The organism is Bradyrhizobium diazoefficiens USDA 110 (assembly GCF_000011365.1).
In the GTDB taxonomy this organism is placed as follows: domain Bacteria; phylum Pseudomonadota; class Alphaproteobacteria; order Rhizobiales; family Xanthobacteraceae; genus Bradyrhizobium; species Bradyrhizobium diazoefficiens.
In genome coordinates this window covers 1,078,693-1,102,138 of record NC_004463.1, presented here as the reverse complement: position 1 = coordinate 1,102,138, position 23,446 = coordinate 1,078,693, and the positions used below count along the sequence as shown (strand labels likewise).

Genomic DNA, 23,446 nt, shown 5'->3' with positions numbered 1-23,446 from the left:
GGGTCCTGGCTTTCGCCAGGACGACGCTGGAGAAACATCACATTGCGACCTTCGGCTTCCCGTCGTTCTTCCCCTCAGCCAGGTTGCGCACCACCACATAGAAGATCGGCGTGAACAGAAGCCCGAACAGGGTGACGCCGAGCATGCCGAAGAAGACGGCGACGCCGACGGCCTGGCGCATTTCCGAACCGGAGCCCGTCGAGACCACCAGCGGCAGCACGCCGAGAATGAAGGCGAAGGAGGTCATCAGGATCGGCCGCAGACGCAGGCGGCAGGCGTCGATCACGGCCTCCAACCGCGGCTTGCCTTCGTTCTCGATGTCGCGCGCGAACTCGACGATCAGGATCGCGTTCTTCGCCGCCAGTCCCACCAGCACGACGAAGCCGATCTGGGTGAGGATGTTGACGTCCTGCCCCATGATGCGGACGCCGATGGTGGCCGCTAGCAGGCACATCGGCACGATCAGGATCACCGCGAACGGCAGGGTCCAGCTGCCATATTGCGCGGCGAGCACGAGATAGACGAACAGCACGCAGATCGGGAATACCAGCAGGCCCGCGTTGCCGCCGGTGACCTGCTGGTACGAGAGATCCGTCCACTCGAAGGTGAAGCCGCTCGGCAGGGTGTCGTCGGCGAGCTTCTTGATGGCGTTGAGCGCGGTGGTCGAGCTCGTCCCAGGCGCCGGCTCGCCCTGGAGCTCGGACGCCGCGTAAAGATTGTAGCGCGCGACGCGGTCGGGCCCCGAGACATCCTTGAAGTCGACCACGCTGCCGAGCATCACCATGTCGCCGGAGGCGTTGCGCGTGCGCAGCCGCGCGAGATCGCTCGGCTCTTTGCGGAACGGGAAATCGGCCTGCGCGGTGACGTGGTAGGTGCGGCCGAACAGGTTGAAGTCGTTGACATAGGTCGATCCGAAATAGGTCTGGATCGTGTCGTTGATGTTGGCGATGGGTACACCGAGCTTCTGCGCCTTGGTGCGGTCGATGTCGACGAAGAGCTGCGGCGTGTTGGCTGAGAACGGCGAGAACACCGTCGGAGCCAGCAGCGAGGGCGATTTGCGGGCGGCGGCGACGAGCTCGTCGGTCGCGGATGCCAGCAGCTCGGGCCCTCGGCCCTGGCGGTCCTGGATGCGGATGGTGAAGCCGCCGCCCGTGCCGATTCCGGGCACGGCGGGTGGCGGAATCACGATGATGAAGGCGCCCTGGATCGCGGCGAGGCGCTTGCGCAGCTCGGCCGTGATGGCATTCGCGGTCAGGCCCTTCTTCAGCCGCACCTCGGGCTCATCGAACACGGGGAAGAGCGCCGCCGCATTGCCGGCCTGCGTTCGTGTCGCGCCCGAGAAGCCGGCGAAGGCGGCCACGCGGATAATGCCTGGCGTGTCCAGCGAGATCCGCTCGATCTCTCGGACAATCTCGGTGGTCCGCGCCAGCGATGCCGCACCCGGCAACTGCACTGAGATAATGACGTAGCCGCGGTCCTGCGCCGGGATGAAGCCCTGCGACGTCGTCCCGATCAGCCAGCCTGCGCTGCCGATTAGCACGACATAGATTAGCAGCATCACCACCGAGTGCCGGATCACGAAATTGGCAAGGCCGGCATAGCCATGCGCGAGACGGTCGAACGTGCGGTTGAAGACGCCGGTGAAGGCATTCCAGCCGCGCGCGACGACGTTCCAGCTCGCCGGCGGCCGCTTCTCCTCGTGCGGCGTCAGGATCTGCGAGGCCAGCGCCGGTGACAGCGTCAGCGAGCAGAAGCAGGAGATCGCGGTCGCAACCGCAATGGTGACGGCGAATTGCTGGAAGAACTGCCCGGAAATGCCGCCCAGAAATGCGGTCGGCACGAACACCGCGCACAGCACCAGCGCGATCGAGACCAGCGCGCCGCCGACCTCTTCCATGGTCTTCAGCGCGGCATCGCGCCGGCTCAGGCCGTGCTCAAGATGGCGCTCCACATTCTCCACCACCACGATGGCGTCATCGACCACGATGCCGACCGCGAGCACGAGACCGAACAGCGTGAGATTGTTGATGGAGAAGCCGAGCGCCGCCATCACCGCAAAGGTGCCGACCAGCGAAACCGGGATCGCGATGATCGGAATGATCGCGGGCCGCCAGCCCTGCAAGAACACCAGCACCACGATAACCACGAGCAGCATGGCCTCGTAGATGGTCTTGATCAGCTCGTGGACCGACTGCGCGATGAACTCGGTCGGGTTGTAGCCGATATTGTAGTCGAGGCCTTTTGGAAAACTCTCCTTGAGCTTCGTCATCGTGTCGGAGATGTGTTTGGCCGTCGCGAGCGCGTTCGATCCCGGTCGCTGCGTCACCAGCATCGCGACCGCCGACTTGCGCAACAGGAAGCTGTTGGTGGAATACGCCAGCGCCCCGAGCTCGATCCGGGCGACGTCGCGCAGCCGCACCGTGCGGCCGTCGGAGCCGGCCTTGATCAGGATGTCCTCGAACTGCTTCTGGTCCTTCAGGCGTCCGGTGAAGGTGAGGTTCGGCTGGAAGGCGCGATCGGCGATCGGCGGCTCGGCAATCTGTCCGCCCGCGATCTGCACGTTCTGGGCACGGATCGCCGCCAGCACCTCGGTCGAGGTCAGACCGAGATTTGCGATCCGGTCGGGATCGAGCCACAGCCGCATCGAATAATCGCGCGCGCCGAAGATCTGGATGTCGCCGACGCCGTCGATGCGAAGCAGCTGGTCGCGGACCTGCAGCAGCGCGTAGTTGGAGATGTAGAGCTGGTCGAAGCTGTCGTCGGGCGACAGCATGAACACGACCATCAGGATGTCGGGCGAGTTCTTGCGGGTGACGACGCCGTTGCGCTGCACCTCGTCCGGCAGTTGCGGCTGCGCGATCGCGACGCGGTTCTGCACCAGCACCTGTGCCTTGTCGAGGTCGGTGCCGAGCTTGAAGGTGACGGTGATCGTCAATTGCCCGTTCGAGGTCGCCTGGCTGTAGAGATACAGCATGTCCTCGACGCCGTTGATCTGCTGCTCGATCGGAGCGGCGACCGTGTCGGACACGGTCTGCGCGGAGGCGCCGGGATATTGCGTGGTGACGACGACGGTCGGCGGCACCACCTGCGGATATTCAGAGACCGGCAGCGTTGTATAGGCGAGCGCGCCGACAATCAGCAGCACGATCGACAGCACCATCGCCAGGATGGGCTGGTTGATGGAGAGGCGGCCAAGGTTCATGACTTGTCACCGGGCTTGCCGCCGGCCGGCGCGGGCGCGGGAGACGGAGCGACCTTGGCGCCGACGCGGGCGCGCTGGATGCCGTTGACGATGACGCGGTCGTCAGCCTTCAACCCTTCGCGGATCACGCGCAGGCCATCGTCGATCGGCCCAAGCACCACGGGACGCGCTTCGACGGTGTCATCAGGCTTGACCACGAACACGATCTTGCGGGACTGGTCGGTCGCAACGGCGACATCCGGGATCAGCAGCGCCTCGTAGGGCGCGCTGCCGATCAGGCGGACGCGGCCGAACTGGCCGGGCAGGATCGACAGATCGGTGTTCTTGATCACGGCGCGGCTGCGCAGGGTCCCGGTGGAGACATCGAGGCGGTTGTCGAGGAAGTTGATGGTGCCCTCATGCGAGGGCTTGGTCTCGCCGGCCAGCGTCACCTGCACCGGGTTCGCCGTATCGCGCGAGCTCGGGCGCTTACCTTCGAACCAGAGCTTGCTGTATTTGATGAACGTCGTCTCATCCATGTCGAAATAGACGTAGATCGGATCGAGCGCGACGATCGAGGTGAGCAGCGTCGAGGTGCCGGTGTCGCTGCCCTGCACGAGATTGCCGGGGCTGACGAGATGGCGGCTGACGCGGCCCGTGAGGGGCGCGGTCACATGGGTGAATTCGATGTTGAGCTTGGCGGCCTTGAGCGCGCCTTCGGCCTGCACTTCCGCCGCGTGCGCGGCCTGCAAGGCCTGGCGGCGCTGATCGACGACCTGCTCGGAGACGGCGCTGGTCTGCACCAGGTTGAGGCCGCGATCGAGCTCGCGCTTGGCAAGCTCCACCTTGGCGCGCGCATCGGAGAGCTGACCGTCCGCCTGCTCCGCCACCGCCTCGAACGGGCGCGGGTCGATGACGTAGAGCAGATCGCCCTGGTGCACGATGGCGCCGTCCTGGAATTCGACGGAGTTGACGAAACCGCCGACACGGGGGCGCACCTGCACCTCCTCCACGGCCTCGAAGCGGCCGGTGAATTCGTCCCAATCGGTGACGGTGCGCTTGACCGGCTGGGCGACCGTCACCGGCGGAGGTGGCGGGGCCGCGGCCTGCGAGGTCGGCTGTCCGCAACCGGTGAGTGCAAACGCCGCGGCGAGAAGGCCGGCGATGGCGTAAGGCCGCGGCCGAACGAAATCGTGCGTTTTGACAAGTTGCTCGCTTCCATCCGGTCCGCTCATCCAAGGTCCTCGCATAAAAGCCGCAGAAAACGCAGGGTACTCGCCTACCCGCGGGGGACACAAGATGGGCTGCCATAATGAAATCTTCAAGACGATGGCTCGCGCAACGCTCGGCGAGAGGACCTAGCCTGATGATGGGTTGACAGGGAGGGAGATGGCGCTCCTTCGCCTCTCCCAGCTTGCGGGGAGAGGCCGAATCGCATCGCAAGTTGCGATCCGGGTGAGGGGGAGTCTCCGCGAGTCCAACTGTCACCTCCCTTGCGGAGAGCCCCCCTCACCCCAACCCTCTCCCCGCAGGCGGGGAGAGGGAGAAGAGTAGCCAGCGTCTTCGCGCATGACGGGCGGGGCAGGCTCGGCTAGATTACCTCTACAAGAACAAGACGAATTGTCCGGGAGGACAGACGTGCACCAGGGACGTGTCGTTTACGGCGCGATCGAGGAGGTCGTCTTCGGCCATCCTGCGGCAGGCGCCATCGTCGCGCAGATGGACCGGCTGGGGACGCGCCGTGCCTTCCTGATGGTCTCCGGCACGCTGAACCGGCAGACCGACGAAATCGAGAAGATCAGACAGGCGCTCGGCGCACGCTGTGCGGGCGTGTTCGACGCCATGCCGGCGCACACGCCGCGCGAGGCGGTGATCGCCGCCGCCAATGCGGCCCGCGAGGTGGGCGCCGACCTGATCGTCACGGTCGGCGGCGGCTCGATCACCGACGGCGCCAAGGCGGTGCAGCTCTGCCTTGCCAACGGCATCGACGATGTCGACGGCATCGAGCGCATCCGCGTGCACAAGGGCGTCGCGCCGGAGATGAACGCGCCGACCGTACGACAGATCAGCGTGCCGACGACCATTGCCGGCGGCGAGTTCAGCGCGATCGCGGGCGTGACCGACCGCAGCACGCATGTGAAACAGATGCTGCGGCATCCGCTCACGGTGCCGCGCGCGACCATCCTCGATCCCGCCATCACCGTGCACACGCCGGAATGGCTATTCCTGTCCACCGGCATCCGCGCCGTGGACCATTGCGTCGAGGCGATCTGCTCGCGCGAGACGCACCCTTATGCCGACGCGCAATCGGTCAAGGGCCTCGCCATGCTCGCCGACGCGCTGCCGCGGGTGAAGGCCGATCCTGCCGACCTCGACGCGCGGATGGATGCGCAGATCGGCACCTGGCTGTCGATGGGCGCGCTTGCGGCCGGCGTGCCGATGGGGGCGAGCCATGGCATCGGCTACGTGCTGGGTGCGGCCTTCGACGTGCCGCACGGCTACACCTCCTGCATCATGCTGCCGGCGGTAATGCGCTGGAATGCGCGCGACAATGCCGAGCGCCAGATGATCGTGGCCGCCGCCATGGGCTTTCCCGGCCACAACGCCGCCGATGTGCTGGACGCCTTCATCCGCTCGCTCGGCATGCCGCGCAGCCTCGCGGAGGTGCACGTCTCGCCCGAGCATTTCGACGCCATCGCCGAGCAGGCGATGCGCACGCCCTGGGTGCCGCGCAACCCGCGCAAGATCGAAGGCCCCGCGCAGTTGCGCGAAATCCTGCTTCTCGCCGCATAATCTCAAGCCGGAGGATCGATGTACACTGGTCTCCATGCCCGCCTGCGCCCGCTCCAGCCCGCTTTCATCATGGCGGCGACCGGCGAGACCGTCACCTATCGTGAGCTCGAGGCGCGCAGCAACCGCCTGGCGCACCTGTTCCGCAAGCACGGCTTGAAGCGGCTCGATCACTATTCGATCTTCATGGAGAACAATTCGCGCTATCTCGAGGCCTGCGGCGCCGGTGAGCGGTCCGGGCTGTACTACACCTGCATCAACTCCTTCCTCACGCCCGGCGAGCTCGCCTATCTCCTGGTCAACAGCCAGTCCAAAATCCTGATCACCTCCGTGGCGAAGCTCGACATCGCGCGCGAGGCGATCCAGGCCTGCCCCGACATCAGGCTCTGTATCGTCGCCGACGGTCCCGGCGAGAGTGACCGCATCGTCGGCCTTGCCGAAGTGACCGCCGGTCTGCCGAAGACCCCGATTGCGGATGAGTGGCTCGGCACCGCGATGCTCTATTCATCCGGCACGACAGGGCGGCCGAAGGGCATCCTGCGGCCGCTGCCGGAGGAGCCGCCGAAACACAATCTGCCGCTGTTCGATTTCCTGACGAAGCTCTGGCACTACCGCGAGGGCATGGTCTATCTGTCGCCGGCGCCACTCTATCACTCCGCGCCGCAAGCCGCCGTGAACCTCACGATCCGCATGGGCGGCACCGTCATCATCATGGAGACGTTCGATCCCGAGCGTTACCTCCAGCTCGTCGAGCGATGGGGCATCACGCACACCCAGCTGGTGCCGACGATGTTCTCGCGCATGCTGAAGCTGCCGGAAGAGGTGCGAAAGCGCTACGACCTGTCTTCGCTCGAGATCGCGATCCATGCCGCGGCGCCCTGCCCGGCCCTCGTCAAGGACGACATCATCAAATGGTGGGGGCCGATCATCCACGAATATTACGGCGCCACCGAGGGCCTCGGCTTCACCGCCTGCAACAGCGAGGAGTGGCTTAGCCATCGCGGCACCGTCGGCAAGGTGCTGCTGGGCGACCTCCACATTCTCGATGAGAACATGCGGGAATGCCCGACCGGCACGCCGGGCCAGGTGTGGTTCAAGACCGCCTCGCCGTTCGAATATTTCAACGATCCGGAGAAGACGAAAGAGGCGCGCTCGGCCGACGGCAGCATGAGCACGGTCGGCGACGTCGGCTATGTCGATGCCGACCGCTTCCTCTACCTCACCGACCGCGCGACCTTCATGATCATCTCGGGCGGCGTGAACATCTATCCGCAGGAATGCGAAAATCTGCTGATCACGCACCCGAAGGTTGCGGACGCCGCCGTGTTCGGCGTGCCCAATCCCGATCTCGGCGAAGAGGTGAAGGCGGTGGTGCAGCCGATGCCGGGCGTGGTGCCGGGCGAGGCGCTTGCCGAGGAGCTGATCGCCTTCTGCGGCCAATCGCTGTCGCGGCAGAAGGTGCCGCGCTCGGTCGATTTCGAGAAGGAATTGCCGCGGCTGCCGACGGGGAAGCTGTACAAGCGGCTGCTGCGCGACCGGTACTGGGGGAACAAGTCGTCGCGGATTGTGTGAGGGGTTTTGGGCAATCCTGCGCCACACATTCAGCGTCGTCCTGGCGAAGGCCAGGACCCAAACCGCGTGATCTCGCGATTGTTGTAGGTCGCAATACCGGACGACGATCTTCGCCAAACACCTCCCTGGGGTAATGGCTCCTGGCTTTCGCCAGGACGACGCCGGGGGAACTCTTTCATTGTGAAAGAGTGAGACCTGCGGCCTTCCGTCATCCGAATTGTCGAGAGCGCCGCCACCCTTGCCGGTTGCCTCGCTGCGCGCGCGTCGCTATCGTCGCTTCAACAGGCCGCAAAAGGCTGTTGTCCAGGGAGGACGAGGATGCGGAGCGTGCGGGCGCTTGCCGCGACGGCGGCGCTATCTTTGCTGGCGTTTTCGACCATCGCATTGGCCGGCGGGCCCAAGCAGGGCGGAATCCTGCGGATGTATCACCGCGACAGCCCCGGCAATGCCTCGATCCATGAAGGCGCGACCTACTCGCTCAACGTTCCCTTCATGCCTGTGTTCAACAACCTCGTCATCTACAAGCAGGACGTGGCGCAGAACAGCATGGACACCATCGTCCCCGAGCTCGCGGAGAGCTGGGCATGGGTGAACGACAACAAGACACTGACCTTCAAGCTGCGCCCGGGCGTCAAATGGCACGACGGCAAGCCGTTCACCTCTGCGGACGTCAAATGCACCTTCGACATGCTGATGGGCAAATCGCAGCAGAAGTTCCGGCAGAACCCGCGCAAGACCTGGTACGACCAGGTCAACGACATCTCGACCGACGGCGATCTCGAGGTCTCCTTCAACCTGAAGCGGCCGCAGCCTTCGCTGCTGGCGCTGCTCGCCTCGGGCTATACGCCGGTCTATCCCTGCCATGTCTCGCCCGGCGACATGCGTACGCACCCGATCGGCACCGGCCCGTTCAAGTTCGTCGAGTTCAAGGCCAATGAATCGATCAAGCTGACCCGCAATCCCGACTATTGGCGCGAGGGCCGGCCCTATCTCGACGGCATCGAGCTCACCATCATTCCGAACCGCTCGACCGCCATCCTCGCCTTCGTCGCCGGCAAGTTCGACATGACCTTCCCGACGGAGGTGAGCATTCCGCTGCTCAAGGACGTGAAATCCCAGGCGCCGAACGCGGTCTGCGTGGTCGAGCCCAACAATGTCGCGACCAACATCATCGTCAACTCCTCCTCGCCGCCGTTCGACAACATCGACATCCGCCGCGCCATGGCGCTGGCGCTCGACCGCAAGGCTTTCATCTCGATCATGTTCGAGGGCCAGGGCGATGTCGGCGGCACCATGCTGCCGCAGCCGAACGGGCTGTGGGGCATGCCGAAGGAGATGCTCGAGACCATTCCGGGCTATGGCCCCGATGTGAACGCCAACCGCGAGGAAGCCAAGAAGCTGATGCAGAAGGCCGGCTACGGCCCGGACAAGCACCTCGCCGTCAAGATCTCCACCCGCAACATTCCGGTCTACCGCGATCCCGCGGTGATCCTGATCGACCAGCTCAAGAGCATCTATATCGACGGCGAGCTCGACGTGGTCGAGACCGCGAACTGGTTTCCGAAGATCGCGCGCAAGGACTACATGCTCGGGCTCAACCTGACCGGCAACGCGGTCGACGATCCCGACCAGTCGTTCTACGAGAATTATTCCTGCGGTTCCGAACGCAATTACACCAACTACTGCAACAAGGAGATCGAAAAGCTGTTCGACGTGCAGTCGCAGGAGACCGATATCGCCAAACGCAAGAAGCTGGTGTGGGACATCGACAAGAAGCTGCAGGAGGACGTCGCGCGCCCGATCATCTTTCACGCGCGCACCGGCAGCTGCTGGCAGCCCTATGTCAAGGGCGTGACGGTGATGTCGAACAGCTCCTATAATGGATACCGGTACGAAGACGTTTGGATGGACAAGTAGCGCGCTAACGGTTCGACGGGAGGGCGCGGGATGTTTGCCTATCTGGTGCGGCGCCTGTTCCTGATGCTCGTGACCCTGTTCGGGATCTCGGTCGTCATCTTCTTCCTGCTGCGCATCGTGCCCGGCAACATCGTCGACATCCTGTTCGCCGCGGCCGGCTATGTCGATCCCGCCGACAAGGCCAATCTGGAGAAGGAGCTCGGCATCGACCAGCCGCTGGTGGTGCAATATTGGCACTGGATCAGCGGCTTCCTGCGCGGCGATTTCGGCTACTCCTATGTCTCCGAGAAACCGGCGCTTCAGGAGATCCTGCCGCGGATCCCGATCACGGCGCGGCTTGCCGGCTTGGCACTGCTGTTTTCGGCGTCGATCGGGATTCCCTTGGGCGTCATCAGCGCGGTGAAGCAGGGAACGCGGCTCGACTACGCGCTGCGTGTCGTCAGTCTTTCCGGCCTGTCGCTGCCGTCATTCTGGCTGGGGCTGCTGGTCCTCACGGCGTCGGTGGCGATGTTCGGCCAGATGCCGCTCTTCAATCCGAACCCCCAGAGTTTTGGGGAGGCGGTTGCAACCTATTGCATCCCGGCGATGGTGGTCGGATTCCGCAGTTCGGCGCTGACCATGCGCATCACCCGCTCCTCGATGCTGGAGGTGCTGCGGCAGGATTACATCCGCACCGCGCGCGCCAAGGGTGCGTCCGACGCCGCGGTGAACTACCAGCACGCGCTGAAGAACGCGATCCTGCCCGTCATCACCGTGATCGGGATCGAGGCGGCGTTCCTGATCGGCGGCCTGATCGTCACCGAGACCGTGTTCAACATCCCCGGCGTCGCACGCTTCCTGGTCGAGGCGATCCGCTGGCGCGATTATCCGATCGTGCAGAACCTCGTGATGTTGATCGCCGTGGTGGTGGTCAGCGCGAATTTCATCGTCGACATGCTGTATGCGGTGTTCGACCCGCGTATCCGGTACACGGATTGATCTGATGACTATTGCTCACGCCGCGAGCGCGCTCCCCTTCACCTCTCCCCGCTTGCGGGGAGAGGTCGAATTTGCGCAAAGCGCAAATTCGGGTGAGGGGGAGTCTCCGCGGGTCCAATTCTCACCTCCCCCTTGGAGAGCCCCCCTCACCCCGACCCTCTCCCCGCAAGCGGGGAGAGGGGGAAGATAGAGCTCACATGGCTACGATCGACTATGATCTCGAACTCAGGCGCGCCGGCATGCATGCGACCGGGGGCTGGCGGCGTGTGCTGTTTCTAGCGCAGCGGCATGTGCTCGGCGCTGCGGGGCTCGTCATCATGACGGCGTTCGTGCTGACCGCAATCTTTGCCGATTTCATTGCACGCTATGACCCCCTGACGATCGACGCCGCCCGTGCGCTGGCCCGCCCGAGCCTGGCGCACTGGATGGGAACGGACTCTTTCGGCCGCGACGTCTTCAGCCGCATCATTCATGGCTCGCGGATCTCGCTGGCGGTCGGGATCGGCTCGACCGCGCTCGGCGGCACGATCGGCGTGATCGTCGGGCTGACGTCCGGTTATCTCTCCGGCTGGGTCGATCTGGTGTTCCAGCGTGTCTCCGACGTCCTCCAGGCGCTTCCATTGCTGGTCCTGGCGTTGATCATGACCGCCGCACTCGGTCCGTCCTTGCCGAACGTCATCATCGCCATTGCCATTCCGCTGATCCCGACCGTGTCGCGTGTCGTCCGCGCCAACACGCTGGCGCTGCGCGAGCTACCCTTTATCGAAGCTGCCAAGTCGATCGGCATGAGCGAGGTGCGCATCGCGCTCCGCCACGTGCTGCCGAACACGCTGGCGCCGCTGATCGTGCTGGCGACCGCCCAGCTCGGCTCGACGATCCTGACCGAAGCCTCGCTCTCCTTCCTCGGCCTCGGCATTCCCGAGCCTTATCCGTCCTGGGGCCGCATGCTGTCGGAATCCGCTGCCGAATATGCCCGCACCGCGCCGTGGCTGGTGATCTTCCCGGGGATCGCGATCAGCCTCGCCGTGTTCGGCGCCAACCTGTTCGGCGACGCCCTGCGTGACATCCTCGATCCCCGGCAGCGCGGCTGATGGCTGATAAATCCGATCTCGTGCTCGAAGTGAAGAACCTGAAGACGGTGTTCTTCACGAACTCCGGTCTCTTCAAGGCCGTCGATGATGTTTCCTTCACCGTCAGGCGCGGCGAGACGCTGGCGATCGTCGGCGAGTCCGGCTGCGGCAAGAGCGTTACCGCGCTGTCGCTGATGCGGCTGGTGCCCGATCCGCCCGGCCGCATCGTCGGCGGGTCGGTCTCGCTCGAAGGCACCGATTTGTTGACGCTGGACGAGGCGGAGATGCGCGCCGTTAGGGGCAACCGCATCTCCATGATCTTCCAGGAGCCGATGACGTCGCTCAATCCCGTCATGCGGATCGGCGACCAGATCGTCGAGGCCGTGCGGCTGCACCGGGTGATGTCGGCCAAAGAAGCCCGGAACATCGCAGTCGAGATGCTGCGGCTGGTACGGATTCCAGAGCCGGCACGGCGCGCGCGGGAATATCCGCACCAGTTGTCGGGCGGCATGCGTCAGCGCGCGATGATCGCGATGGCGCTGGCCTGCCGGCCGGCGCTGCTGATCGCGGACGAGCCGACCACTGCGCTGGATGTCACCATCCAGGCGCAGATCCTGGCGCTGATCCTCGACCTCCAGAAGGAGCTCGGCACCGGGCTCGTTCTCATCACGCATGATCTCGGCGTCGTCGCGCAGACCGCGCAGCGCGTGATCGTGATGTATGCGGGCAGGAAGGTCGAGGAAGCCAGCGTCGAGGCGCTGTTCGCCGATCCCAAGCACCCTTATACGCGCGGGCTGATGGCCTCGATTCCGTCGGTGCCGGCGTCCGGCGCCGCGACGCAGGCGCGGCTCAACGAAATTCCCGGCACCGTGCCATCGCTGGTGCGGCTGCCACAGGGCTGCGCCTTCGCGCCGCGCTGCAAGCTCGCGATCAAGCGCTGCGAGGAGTACCCGCCATTGCAGGATTGGGGCGGCGGCCATCTCGCCGCCTGCTGGCGCGCGGCTGACGTCGCGGAGGTCGCATGACCGAAGCGCTGCTCGAGGTCACCGACCTTAGGAAGCACTACCCGGTGCGCGCCGGCGTGTTGCGCCGGCAGGTCGGCACCGTGCACGCGGTGGACGGCGTCTCGTTCACGGTTGGTGTCGGCGAAACATTGGGGCTGGTCGGCGAGTCCGGCTGCGGCAAGTCGACGGTGGCGCGCAGCGTGCTGCGGCTGGTCGAACCGACCTCGGGCCAGATCCGTCTCGAGGGCGAGGACATCACGCATCTTTCCAAGGCGGCGCTGCGCCCGCACCGTCGCTCGATGCAGATCGTGTTCCAGGACCCCTTTGCCTCGCTCAATCCGCGCATGACCGCGGGCGACATTGTCGGAGAGCCGCTGGCCGTGCACGGGCTCGCGAGCGGCAAGGAGCTGGAAGCGCGGACTGCAAAGCTGTTCGAGCAGGTCGGCCTGCGGCCCGACCAGATGCGCAACTTTCCGCATCAATTCTCCGGCGGCCAGCGCCAGCGCATCTGCATCGCACGGGCGCTCGCGCTGGGGCCGCGCCTGATCGTCTGCGACGAGCCGGTCTCCGCGCTCGACGTCTCGATCCAGGCGCAGGTGATCAATCTGCTGATCGACCTGCAACGCCAGCACGGCTTCTCCTATCTCTTCATCGCGCACGACCTCGCCGTGGTCGCCCATATCAGCCACCGCGTCGCGGTGATGTATCTCGGCCGCATCGTCGAGATCGCCGCCAAGGACGAGCTGTTCAGGAACCCGCGCCATCCCTACACGCAGGCCCTGCTCGCCTCGGTGCCGATCGCCAACCCGCTCGCGAGGAAGCTCGCGCCGCTGGTCGACGGCGACGTGCCGAGCCCGGTCAATCCGCCATCCGGCTGCGCGTTTCACACGCGCTGCCGGTTCGCGATGGACCGGTGCAGGACGGAGCGGCCGGCGCTGTTAGATGCGGGCGACGGGCACCAGGTGGCGTGTTTGCTCAATGACGGGACTGGGCGGGGCCAATAGCAGCAGGCGCCAACGCCCGGATCACCGGCCAAGCCGCCAGCGCAGCAGCCAGGTGCTTGAGTGTGTGGCCCGAGACGATATGCCCTGTCGCTTCGAAAACGGCCTCGTCGCCGAGCTCGAAGAGCTTGGCCAGCACATAAAAGAAAATCACGCCGCCGAGCGGCACGCCAAGCGCACCAGGCCGGGGCCGTGTCAGGGCCAGTCCCACGGCCAACGCCATGCCGCCGAACTGCACGACCACCCATGGCGTGAGGTTGTCGCGTGCCACCCAGGCCGCGAGCAGGCCCGCAACCATCATCAGCACCAGCACCGCCTCGCCCGCGCGCACGCTGATGCGCTCGCTGGCCGCGATGCCCAGGAATCCTGCGAACGCCACCGCCATGCCGAGACGATCGGCCACGAGCCGTTGCGGCATGTCGGGGTCCAGATGATAGAAGCCCGAGCCTAAGCAAGTGAGGATCAGTCCCACAAAAAACCAGCTTGCTCCCACGGGTGCATCATGACGGGCGCGCAGCCGCTCCGAGCCCCAGACGCCCATCGCGAGAAAGGCGAGATTGCTCAGTACGTCGCCGGCGTTGGGCACGCCGAGCCAGGAGCGGGCGTCGACGAAATGCGGGATGTGCCACGCGCCGGGGGGCAGGGTCGGCGCCAGCAGCGCCGCCAGGGCCAGAACGAAGAGCGCGCCGATCAGGTATTTTTCGCGAACTGTAGGTGCGGCGAACCGACGGGGCGTTGAGGGGAACGTGACATTGGGCTTTTGAGCGTGGTCATGTGCGCACAACATGGGAGCTCCGTATTTGAACAATGTTCAGCATTGGTAATCCACTAATGAACATTGTTCAAGGCGAATCGCGCTATCGATGCAAATTTCTAACATCTCTTTGAAATTATTTATGATTCCATACGAGACGGAAGCCAGCAACCCGCAGCGAGTTGAGTTCGGGGCAGCATCTCCGTCGTCATTGCGAGCGCAGCGAAGCAATCCAGACTGCCGCCGCGGAAAGATTCTGGATTGCTTCGCTGCGCTCGCAATCGAATTTGCCGCGCTACCCCGCTCCGATCTCCGCGACGATCCTGCCCGTGGTCACCTGCTCACCCTCGGTGACGTCGATCGCGGCGACCACGCCGTCGATGCCGGCCTTGTGGACGTGCTCCATTTTCATCGCTTCCAGCGTCAGCACAGGCTGGCCGGCGGCGACGCGGTCGCCCGGCTTGACCAGGACGGCGACGACACGGCCGTTCATGGCGGCGCGGACTTTTCCGTCGCCGCCGTTGGTTGCCGCCGCCTTTGGCGCAGCGAGAGTGAAGTCGGTCACCGCGAGCGGAAAGCCGCGATGCTGGAGATAGAGCCGATCGCCATCGCGCAGGAATTTGGCGCTGTCCATCATGCCGTCGTTACGGAAGCGGATCGCGTCAGGATCGAGCTGATCAATTTCGAACTTGTCCTGCCGGCCGTCGGTGGCGACGGTGTACCCACCATCCCGCTCTCGCGTAACTTCGAGTTCGCGCGCCTGGCCGGCGATCTCGATTTTCGCAGGAAGCGGAAACGTTGCCGACAGGCTCCGGCCGCCCCGCCATGACGGCGCGCGCGGATTTGTGACGTAGAGCAGCAGGCCTGCCAGCGCCGTGCCGAACGCCGCGTCCGCCGGGGGAGCCAGCAGCTCGTCGCGATGCGCGCCGATGAACGCCGTCGTCGCCTCGCCCCTGGCAAAGCCGGGATGACGCAGGCAGGACATCAGGAAGGCCTGGTTGGTGGTCACGCCGAAGGCGGTGAGCTGCTCCAGGCCGACGATCAGCCGTCCCCTCGCCTCCTCGCGTGTCGCGCCGTGGCTAATCACCTTGGCGATCATGGAATCGTAGAACGGCGGGATCTCCGAGCCTGATTGCAGCGCGTGCTCGACGCGGATGCCATCCGGCACCTGCCAGCGCGCCATGCTGCCGGACTGCGGCATGAAATCCTGCGCGGCATCTTCCGAGCAGAGCCGCACCTCGATGGCGTGACCTGCGAAGCGGATGTCCTGCTGCCTCACCGGTAATTGCTCGCCGCGCGCGACGCGCAGCTGCAGCTCGACGAGATCTAGCCCCGTGATCGCCTCGGTCACGGGATGCTCGACCTGGAGACGGGTGTTCATCTCCATGAAGTAGAACTCCCCGCTCGCATCGAGCAGGAATTCCAGCGTGCCGGCGCCCTCGTAACGCAGCGCCTTCACCGCGGCGACGGCGACCTCGCCCATTCTCGCACGCAGCTCCGGCGTGACGGCCGGCGACGGCGCTTCCTCGATCAGCTTCTGGTGCCGCCGCTGCACGGAGCAGTCACGCTCGCCGAGATGAATGGCGTTGCCGTGGTTGTCGCCGAACACCTGGATTTCGATATGGCGTGGATTCTGGATCGCGCGTTCGAGAATGACCGTGGCATCGCCGAACGCGGCTTTCGCCTCCGACCGCGCGCTGCGCAGCGCGTCGGGGAAGGATGCAGCATCGGTCACGAGCCGCATGCCGCGGCCACCACCGCCGGCCACCGCCTTGATCATCACGGGAAAACCGATCTTCCTGGCCTCCGCGAGCATGACCTCGTCGCCTTGCTCAAGGCCCTGATAGCCGGGCACGCAGGGCACACCGGCCTTCCGCATGATCTCCTTGGCGCCGGCCTTGTTGCCCATCGCCTCGATCGCCTGGGGCGATGGGCCGATGAAGACGAGACCGGCGTCCTTGCAGGCCTGCGCAAAGTCCTCGTTCTCGGCGAGGAAACCGTAGCCGGGATGGACGGCATCCGCGCCGCTGGCTTTCGCCGCGGCAATGATCGCGGGGATGTTGAGATAGGATTGCGCCGGCAGCGCCTCGCCGATGCGCACGGCCTGATCGGCCTGCCGCACATGGAGCGCATCGCGATCCGCGTCGGAATAGACCGCGACGACGCCGAGGCCAAGCTTGCGCGCGCTGCGCATCACCCGCAACGCGATCTCGCCGCGGTTGGCGATCAGGACCTTGAAGAACGGCCGGTGCTGCACTGATCCGTTCCTCATGGCCGGGCCACCGAAAACTGCATGCGCTGGGGCCTGCGTGCGTCGCCTTCGCGGCAGATCGCGAGCACTTCGGAGAGGACCGCCCGGGTGTCGCGCGGATCGATCACGCCGTCGTCGAGCACGCGCGCGCTGGTCGAGAACACGTCCATCTGACCATCGAACACGCCGACGATCTGCGCCTTCATCGCATCGAGCTTGTCCTTCTCGATCGGCTTGCCGCGCCGCGCGGCGGCGGCTTCCGTCACGATGGCCATGGTCTCGGCGGCCTGCTCGCCGCCCATCACCGCCGTCTTGGCGTTCGGCCAGGAGAAGCAGAAGCGCGGATGGAAGCCGCGCCCGCACATGCCGTAATTGCCGGCGCCGAACGAGGCGCCGCAATAGATGGTGATCTGCGGCACCGTCGCCGACGTCACCGCCTGGATCATCTTGGAGCCGTGCTTGATCATGCCGGCTTCCTCATAGGCCTTGCCGACCATGTAGCCGGTGGTGTTGTTCAGATAGAGGATCGGCGTGCGGGTCTGACAGCAAGCCTGGATGAAATGCGTTGCCTTGTTGGCGCCGGCAGGATCGAGCGGGCCGTTGTTGGTGATGATGCCGATCGCCTGGCCCTCGATGCGGGCATGGCCGCAGACGGTTGCCGGGCCGTAATTCGGCGCCATCTCGGTGAAGTCGGAATCATCGATGATGCGGGCAATCACCTGCTTCATGTCCACGGGGCGCTTGTGGTCCATCGGCATGATGCCGAGCAGCTCGTCCTGGTCGTAGCGCGGCGGCTTGAATTGGGCAGCCGCCCTGTCCGGCCGCTCCCACTCCAGGGCCGCCATGATCTCGCGCGCGATGCGCAGCGCGTCGCGATCGTCCTCGGCGAGATAGTCGCCGAGGCCGGAGACCTGGGTGTGCATCTCGGCGCCGCCAAGCTCTTCCTCGGTCGCGATCTCACCGGTTGCGGCTTTCAGCAGCGGCGGCCCTGCGAGGAAGGCACGGGTGCGGCCGCGCACCATGACGATGTAGTCGGACAGGCCGGTCTGGTAGGCGCCGCCCGCGGTGGACGAGCCGTGCGTCACCGTGACGACCGGGAGACCCGCCGCCGAGAGCCGCGCCAGGTTGCGAAAGATGTTGCCGCCGCGAACAAAATCCTCGACGCGGTAGCGCAGCAGATTGGCGCCGGCGCTTTCGACCAGCTGCACGTAGGGCAGCTTGTTCTCCAGCGCGAGCTCCTGCACCCGCAGCGTCTTGTCGAGGCCGAACGGCTGCAGCGCGCCGGCGTCGATGCCGGAATCGCTGGCGCTGACCATGCAGCGGATGCCCGAGACGAAGCCGATGCCGGCGATGACGCCGCCGCCCGGCACGCTCTTGTTCGGATCGGGCACGTCGAACATGTAGCCGGCGAGCGTCGACAGCTCGATGAAGGGCGCGCCGGGATCGAGCACCAGCGCGACGCGCTCGCGCGGCAGCAGCTGGCCGCGCTTGTGAAAGCGGTCCTTTGCCGCGGCCGATGCGGCACGCGTGCGCTCTTCCAGCGCGCGCATGCGGTCGATCAAACCCAGCATGCCGTCGCGGTTGGCGTGGTAGGCCGCGCTGCCGGGGGAAATGGTGTTTTCGAGAATGGACATTAATGCTCCTTCCCGTCATTCCGGGGCGCGCGTAGCGCGAGCCCGGAATCCATATTCCCGATCGTGGTTATGGATTCCGGGCCTGGCCCTTCGGGCCATCCCGGAATGACGGAGTGTGGCTTACCGATTCGTCCCAAAGATCTTCCGCGCCTCGGCGGGGCTTGCGATCTCGCGGCCGGCGCGGCGGGCACAGGCGGCGACGGCTTCGATGAGCTGGCCGTTCGACGTCACCTTCGTGCCGTCGGCGAGATAGAAGGTGTCTTCGAGGCCGGTGCGCAGGTGACCGCCGAGCTCGGCGCAGCGCTGGTGCAGCGGCCAGATCTCCTCGCGGCCGATCGCCGTGACCTGCCAATGCGCCTCCGGACGCTTCAGCTTGATCAGGATCGGCAACAGGTCGGGATCCGACGGCATGCCGGAGGCGACGCCCATCACGAAGTTATATTCGAGCGGGCCCTTGTACATGCCGACCTGGGTGTACATGCCGACGCAGCGGACGATGCCGACATCGAAGCATTCGAACTCGGGGATGGTGCCGACCGCGTTCATGACGTCGAGATAGTCCTTCACCTTCTCGACGGCGTTGTCGAACATCATCGGCGGCCAGGCCCAGGTGTTGTCGGCCTTCACTTTCAAATAGTTCAGCGAGCCGGCGTTGCAGGCGGCGATCTCCGGTTTCGTCTCACGGATGCAGTCGAGCGCGCCGCTATAGTTCGGCCCCGACACGCCCGAGGTGTGGTTGATGATCACGCCCGGGCAGGCTTCGCGGATCGCCTGCTGGATCTCCTTGCTGACGCCGACCTCCCAGGACGGCAGGTGCCCCTTGTTCGGCGCCTGCTGACGCAGATGGATGTGCATGATGCTGGCGCCGGCATCGAACGCAGCCCTGGCCTCGCGCGCCATCTGCTCCGGCGTCACCGGCACGTTGTGCTGCTTGGGGTCGGTGAGCACGCCATTCAGCGCGCAGGTGATGACGGCCTTGTCGCTCATGCCTTGACGCTCATGACTTGGATGTCTCGCACGTTGAGAATTCAACGCTTGCGATCATGTGACGCGCGGCATGCGGCTTCTTGCGCGGAGAAGCTGGAAAATAGCGAGTTGTAGGTGCGTAGGGTGGGCAAAGGCGCTCTTGCGCCGTGCCCACCACGTCTTGGTATTCGGTGAAAATGGTGGGCACGCTTTCGCTTTGCCCACCCTACGAGAGCGAGCCTAGCTCGCTTCCGCGAGCCTCACCGTCTCGGTGCTGCGATAGATCGCAAGATCGCGCGAGCCGACGAAGATCGCGCGCGGCTTCAAGCCGTAGAAGCGGCGGATCGAGTGGCTGAAATGCGTGCTATCGGGATAACCGATGTCCTGCGCGAGATGGGCGAGGTTGAGGTCCTGGTTGGCGAAATGCAGCAAGTGCCGCGCGCGCTTCCAGGCGCGGAAGGAGCGGAACGAGATGCCGGTCTCCTCCTTGAACAGATGCAGGAAGCGCGAGGCGGAAAGACCTGCTTCTGCCGCGCAAGTATCCGCCGTCACCGGCTCGCCGGAGAAGCGCCCGATGCGCGCGACCGCGCGCATCACCCGCGGGTCGAGCACGCGGCGCGGCAGCGCCTCGCCGAAGCACATCTCGTCGAATTCGGCGGTGGTGATGTCGCCGTAGCGGCGCTGGCGCAGCAGCGCGTAGGCGGCGAGGATCTTGCGGGCATAGACGGCCCGGTCCGGTCCGGTCAGCCGCTCGGCCAAAGCCTCGATCACGCCATCCGGCATGCTTTCGGGCTCGAGCGTCACGCTGATTGCAGTGCGGTAGTCGCCGGCAATGGAATGCCGCTGGTTCGGCAGGGTGACGAACAGCTCGGCGGTGGCGAGGACATCGTCGATCGTCAGGTGCAGGTTGCCCTTGACCGCCACATAGACATGGCAGCAGCCGGGGGTCCGCTTGCGTGGGCGGCCGAGCAGGCCGGCATAAAACACCCGTTCCGGCGTGATCAGCATCAGATGGTCGGATTCGCGACCGTTATCTTCCATTGGGGTCCTCCTCGCGCGGCTCTCTGGCCGCTGCGGACGAAGATCACCTTAGCGCAAATTTGAGCGCTGTCACGAAGGGATAGCGCTGTCAGGGAAACATGCGCAGTCGTTCCGGGGCGGTCCGTTGGACCGAACCCGGAACCTCGAGATTCTATGCTTCGCATCGGCCCGGAATGACAGCGTCCCTTACGCCCTTACCCGCGGCGCGACATTCTGCTCGACACCAGCCTTCTGCTCCGCAGCAACGGCGCGCTTGAAGCCCTCGCGCTGCTGCAATCGCGCCCAATAGGCTGCGACGTTTGGCCCGAAATCCTTGGCGAGCCCGATGTTGTCGGCGAGGCGGAGCGCGTAGCCGATCACGATGTCGGCGGCGGTGAAGCGGCCGGCGCACAAGGTTTCGGCATTCGCGGTCGCTGCCTCAACGGCGCGCAGCCGGCCCAGGAACCATTTGGCATAGTCGCCGGCGACCTGCGGATTGCGGCGCTCCTCCGGCTCGAGCTGGGTGTAGCGGAGCACCAGCGTCTGCGGGAAGGTTAACGTGGCATCGCTGAAATACATCCAGTTCAGGAACGCGCCATAGGCGGGATCCTCGACGTCCACCATCAGCGGCGTCGGGGCGTATCTGGTGCCGAGGTAGTGGCAGATGCCCGAGGACTCCGTCATCTTCGTCTCGCCGTCGATCATGAAGGGAATCGTGCCGAGCGGGTTGAGCGCGAGATACTCCTTGGCGAACACCCGCGGCGGGAACGGCAGCATCTTCAACTCGTACGGCAGCCCCATCTCCTCCAGCATCCAGAGCGGACGGAACGAGCGTGCGGCATCGCAGTGATAGAGCGTGATCATGATGCATTCCCTTTACTGCCGGGCAGCGTGCCCATCATCTTGCACAGGACCATCAGCATGACCTCGTCGGCGCCGCCGCCGATCGAGGTCAGACGGCTGTCGCGATAGGCACGGCTGACCGGCGTCTCGTTGGTAAAGCCCATTCCGCCCCAATATTGCAAGCAGGCGTCGGTGAGCTCCCGGCCGAGCCGGCCGGCCTTCAACTTGGCCATGGTCGCGAGCCTGGTCACGTCCTCACCCGCCACCAGCGCCTCACCGGCGCGATAGATCAGTGCGCGCAGCAGCTCGACCTCGGTCTGCATCTCCGCGAGCTTGAAGTGCACGACCTGGTTGTCGAGGATGCTCTGGCCAAAAGCCTTGCGGTTGCGGGTGTATTCGATGGTCTCGTTGATGATGTATTCGTGCGCCTTGAGGCAGGCGGCCGCGCCCCACAGCCGCTCCTCCTGGAACTGGATCATCTGGTAGGTAAAACCCTTGCCCTCCTCGCCGATCCGGTTGCGCTTGGGCACGCGGACATTGTCGAAGAATATCTGCGCGGTGTCGGACGAGCGCATGCCCATCTTGTCGAGCTTGCGGGCGACCGTGACGCCCTTGGCCTTCATGGGCACGCAGATCAGCGACTTGTTGCGGTGAACGGGCCCGTCGCCGGTGTTGGCGAGCAGGCAGATCCAGTCGGCCTGGGTGCCGTTGGTGATCCACATCTTGCCGCCATTGATGACATAGTCGTCGCCGTCGGAGCGCGCAGCGGTCTTGATCGAGGCGACGTCGGAGCCGGCGCCGGGCTCGGAGACGCCGATGCAGGCGACGAAATCACCCGCAATCGAGGGCGCCAGGAATTCGCGCCGCACCTCGTCGGAGCCGAACCGCGCCAGCGCCGGCGTCGCCATGTCGGTCTGCACCCCGATCGCCATCGGCACGCCGCCGCAGGTGATGGCCCCGAGTTCCTCCGCCATCATCAGCGCATAGGAATAGTCGAGCCCCGAGCCGCCGAATTCGACCGGCTTGTTCAATCCGAGGAAGCCGAGGCTGCCCATCTTCTTGAACAGCGCGTGCGCGGGGAAGATATCGGCCTTCTCCCATTTGTCGACGTGCGGATTGATCTCGTTCGCGATGAATTTTTGCAGGGAGCGGCGGATGTCGTCGTGGTCGGCGGTGAATAGCATTTCTTTCCCTTCGTCATTCCGGGGCGCGCGAAGCGCGAACCCGGAATCCAGAGATGAGTCCTACAATATCGAGATTCCGGGTTCGACGCTTCGCGCCGCCCCGGAATGACGGCGAAGGTCACAGCCCCATCTGCCGCGACGCCAGATCCTTCATGATCTCCTCGGTACCGCCGCCGATGGCGTTGACCTTGACCTCGCGGTAGATGCGCTCGGCCTTGATGCCGCGCATGAAGCCGGCGCCGCCGAATATCTGCACGGCTTCCGAGGCGCAGAACGCCATGGTCTGCGTTGCCTGGTTCTTCATCATGCAGATTTCGGCGACCGGACTTTCGCCCTGCTCCAGGCGCCAGGCCAACATCTCCAGCATCGCCTGCGAGGCCGCGACCTTCTGCGCCATGTCGACGATCTTGTGCCTGATGACCTGGTGCTGGGCGAGCGGCTTGCCGAAGGTCTTGCGTTCCTTGGCGTAGGCAATCGCCTCGTCGAGGCAGACGCGTGCGAAGGCGGTGCAGCCCGCCGCCATACCCATGCGCTCGCTGTTGAAATTCTGCATGATGATCTTGAAGCCCTGGCCCTCCTCGCCGATCAGATTTTCGGCCGGCACGCGGCAGTCGTCGAAATGCAGCGTCGCGGTGTCGGAGGCCCACCAGCCCATCTTCTTCAGTTTTGTCCTGGACAGGCCGGGCGTGTCGCCCGCGATCAGGAGCAGGCTGACGCCGCCGGCGCCCTCGCCGCCCGTACGCACGGCGACGGTCAGATAATCGGCGCGCATGCCCGAGGTGATGAAGGTCTTCTCGCCGCTCACGACGTAGTGATCGCCGTCCCGCCGCGCCCGCGTGCGAAGGTTTGCAACGTCCGAGCCGCCGCCCGGCTCGGTGATCGCGAGCGCGGAGATCTTCTCGCCTGCCAGCACCTGCGGCAGCACGCGCGCCTTCACCTCCGGCCGCGCCGCACGCGCGATCGGCGGCGAGCCGATGGTGTGGCTCATCAGGCTGGCGCTGACGCCGCCGGCGCCGGCCTGCGCCAGCTCCTGGCTCGCCACGATCTTCATGAACTGGTCGGCGGCAATCCCGCCATATTCCTCGGGGAATCCCAACCCCAACAGGCCGATCTCCGCCGCCTTGCGATAGAGCGCGCGGGGAAATTCGCCGGCCTCGTCCCATTCATGGGCGAAGGGCGAGATCTCCTTCTCGACAAAGCGGCGCATCACGTCGCGGAAGGCATCGTGCTCGGCGGTATAGAACGGGCTCTTCATCGCACTCTCGCCTCGCGGACGGATTC

General features: G+C 65.3%; 17 protein-coding genes. 7 read left to right on the top strand and 10 right to left on the bottom strand.

Annotated features, from left to right (window positions below; genetic code table 11):
- Positions 1-37 precede the first annotated feature (37 nt).
- The gene (locus BJA_RS05045; protein WP_011083817.1) at positions 38-3,202 is read right to left on the bottom strand and encodes an efflux RND transporter permease subunit; all 3,165 of its coding nucleotides are present in this window, start codon (positions 3,200-3,202) and stop codon (positions 38-40) included.
- Positions 3,199-4,416: an efflux RND transporter periplasmic adaptor subunit gene (locus BJA_RS05040; RefSeq protein ID WP_028172666.1), complete on the bottom strand. Its 1,218-nt coding sequence runs from the start codon at positions 4,414-4,416 to the stop codon at positions 3,199-3,201. The genes BJA_RS05045 and BJA_RS05040 overlap by 4 nt, the downstream gene beginning before the upstream one ends.
- Before the next feature lie 403 nt (positions 4,417-4,819).
- On the opposite strand from BJA_RS05040, the gene BJA_RS05035 reads away from it, so the two are divergent.
- From BJA_RS05035 to BJA_RS05005, 7 genes are all read left to right on the top strand, one after another.
- Positions 4,820-5,974, top strand: a complete 1,155-nt coding sequence (locus tag BJA_RS05035; protein ID WP_038965219.1) for an iron-containing alcohol dehydrogenase — start codon at positions 4,820-4,822, stop codon at positions 5,972-5,974.
- A gap of 18 nt (positions 5,975-5,992) precedes the next feature.
- Positions 5,993-7,543, top strand: coding sequence for an AMP-binding protein (locus tag BJA_RS05030; RefSeq protein ID WP_011083814.1), 1,551 nt, complete (start codon positions 5,993-5,995; stop codon positions 7,541-7,543).
- Positions 7,544-7,861: 318 nt separating this feature from the next.
- The gene (locus tag BJA_RS05025; protein ID WP_011083813.1) at positions 7,862-9,460 is read left to right on the top strand and encodes an ABC transporter substrate-binding protein; all 1,599 of its coding nucleotides are present in this window, start codon (positions 7,862-7,864) and stop codon (positions 9,458-9,460) included.
- A gap of 30 nt (positions 9,461-9,490) precedes the next feature.
- Positions 9,491-10,438 (top strand): ABC transporter permease, encoded by a 948-nt coding sequence (locus tag BJA_RS05020; RefSeq protein WP_011083812.1) that lies wholly within the window; start codon positions 9,491-9,493, stop codon positions 10,436-10,438.
- Positions 10,439-10,635: 197 nt separating this feature from the next.
- On the top strand, positions 10,636-11,529 hold the full coding sequence (locus BJA_RS05015; protein WP_028172662.1) for an ABC transporter permease: 894 nt from the start codon (positions 10,636-10,638) through the stop codon (positions 11,527-11,529).
- Positions 11,529-12,533, top strand: a complete 1,005-nt coding sequence (locus BJA_RS05010) for an ABC transporter ATP-binding protein (RefSeq protein WP_011083810.1) — start codon at positions 11,529-11,531, stop codon at positions 12,531-12,533. Before BJA_RS05015 ends, BJA_RS05010 begins: the two co-directional genes overlap by 1 nt.
- On the top strand, positions 12,530-13,516 hold the full coding sequence (locus BJA_RS05005; protein WP_011083809.1) for an ABC transporter ATP-binding protein: 987 nt from the start codon (positions 12,530-12,532) through the stop codon (positions 13,514-13,516). The genes BJA_RS05010 and BJA_RS05005 overlap by 4 nt, the downstream gene beginning before the upstream one ends.
- Here BJA_RS05005 and BJA_RS05000 read toward each other — a convergent pair.
- The 8 genes from BJA_RS05000 to BJA_RS04965 form a co-directional block, all read right to left on the bottom strand.
- Positions 13,488-14,300, bottom strand: a complete 813-nt coding sequence (locus BJA_RS05000; protein ID WP_011083808.1) for a hypothetical protein — start codon at positions 14,298-14,300, stop codon at positions 13,488-13,490. The genes BJA_RS05005 and BJA_RS05000 overlap by 29 nt on opposite strands.
- A gap of 262 nt (positions 14,301-14,562) precedes the next feature.
- Positions 14,563-16,539 (bottom strand): acetyl/propionyl/methylcrotonyl-CoA carboxylase subunit alpha, encoded by a 1,977-nt coding sequence (locus BJA_RS04995; protein WP_011083807.1) that lies wholly within the window; start codon positions 16,537-16,539, stop codon positions 14,563-14,565.
- Positions 16,536-18,152 carry an acyl-CoA carboxylase subunit beta gene (locus BJA_RS04990; RefSeq protein ID WP_011083806.1) on the bottom strand — a complete coding sequence of 539 codons (1,617 nt, stop codon included), beginning with the start codon at positions 18,150-18,152 and terminating at the stop codon, positions 16,536-16,538. Before BJA_RS04990 ends, BJA_RS04995 begins: the two co-directional genes overlap by 4 nt.
- A 120-nt stretch (positions 18,153-18,272) precedes the next feature.
- Positions 18,273-19,139, bottom strand: coding sequence for a 3-keto-5-aminohexanoate cleavage protein (locus tag BJA_RS04985; protein ID WP_011083805.1), 867 nt, complete (start codon positions 19,137-19,139; stop codon positions 18,273-18,275).
- A gap of 219 nt (positions 19,140-19,358) precedes the next feature.
- Positions 19,359-20,159 carry a helix-turn-helix domain-containing protein gene (locus BJA_RS04980; RefSeq protein ID WP_011083804.1) on the bottom strand — a complete coding sequence of 267 codons (801 nt, stop codon included), beginning with the start codon at positions 20,157-20,159 and terminating at the stop codon, positions 19,359-19,361.
- 186 nt (positions 20,160-20,345) lie between these two features.
- Positions 20,346-21,002 carry a glutathione S-transferase family protein gene (locus tag BJA_RS04975; RefSeq protein ID WP_011083803.1) on the bottom strand — a complete coding sequence of 219 codons (657 nt, stop codon included), beginning with the start codon at positions 21,000-21,002 and terminating at the stop codon, positions 20,346-20,348.
- A complete protein-coding gene (locus BJA_RS04970; RefSeq protein WP_038965217.1) occupies positions 20,999-22,165 on the bottom strand; it encodes an acyl-CoA dehydrogenase family protein in 1,167 nt (388 codons plus the stop codon). The genes BJA_RS04975 and BJA_RS04970 overlap by 4 nt, the downstream gene beginning before the upstream one ends.
- A gap of 118 nt (positions 22,166-22,283) precedes the next feature.
- A complete protein-coding gene (locus BJA_RS04965; protein WP_028172653.1) occupies positions 22,284-23,420 on the bottom strand; it encodes an acyl-CoA dehydrogenase family protein in 1,137 nt (378 codons plus the stop codon).
- Positions 23,421-23,446 lie beyond the last annotated feature (26 nt).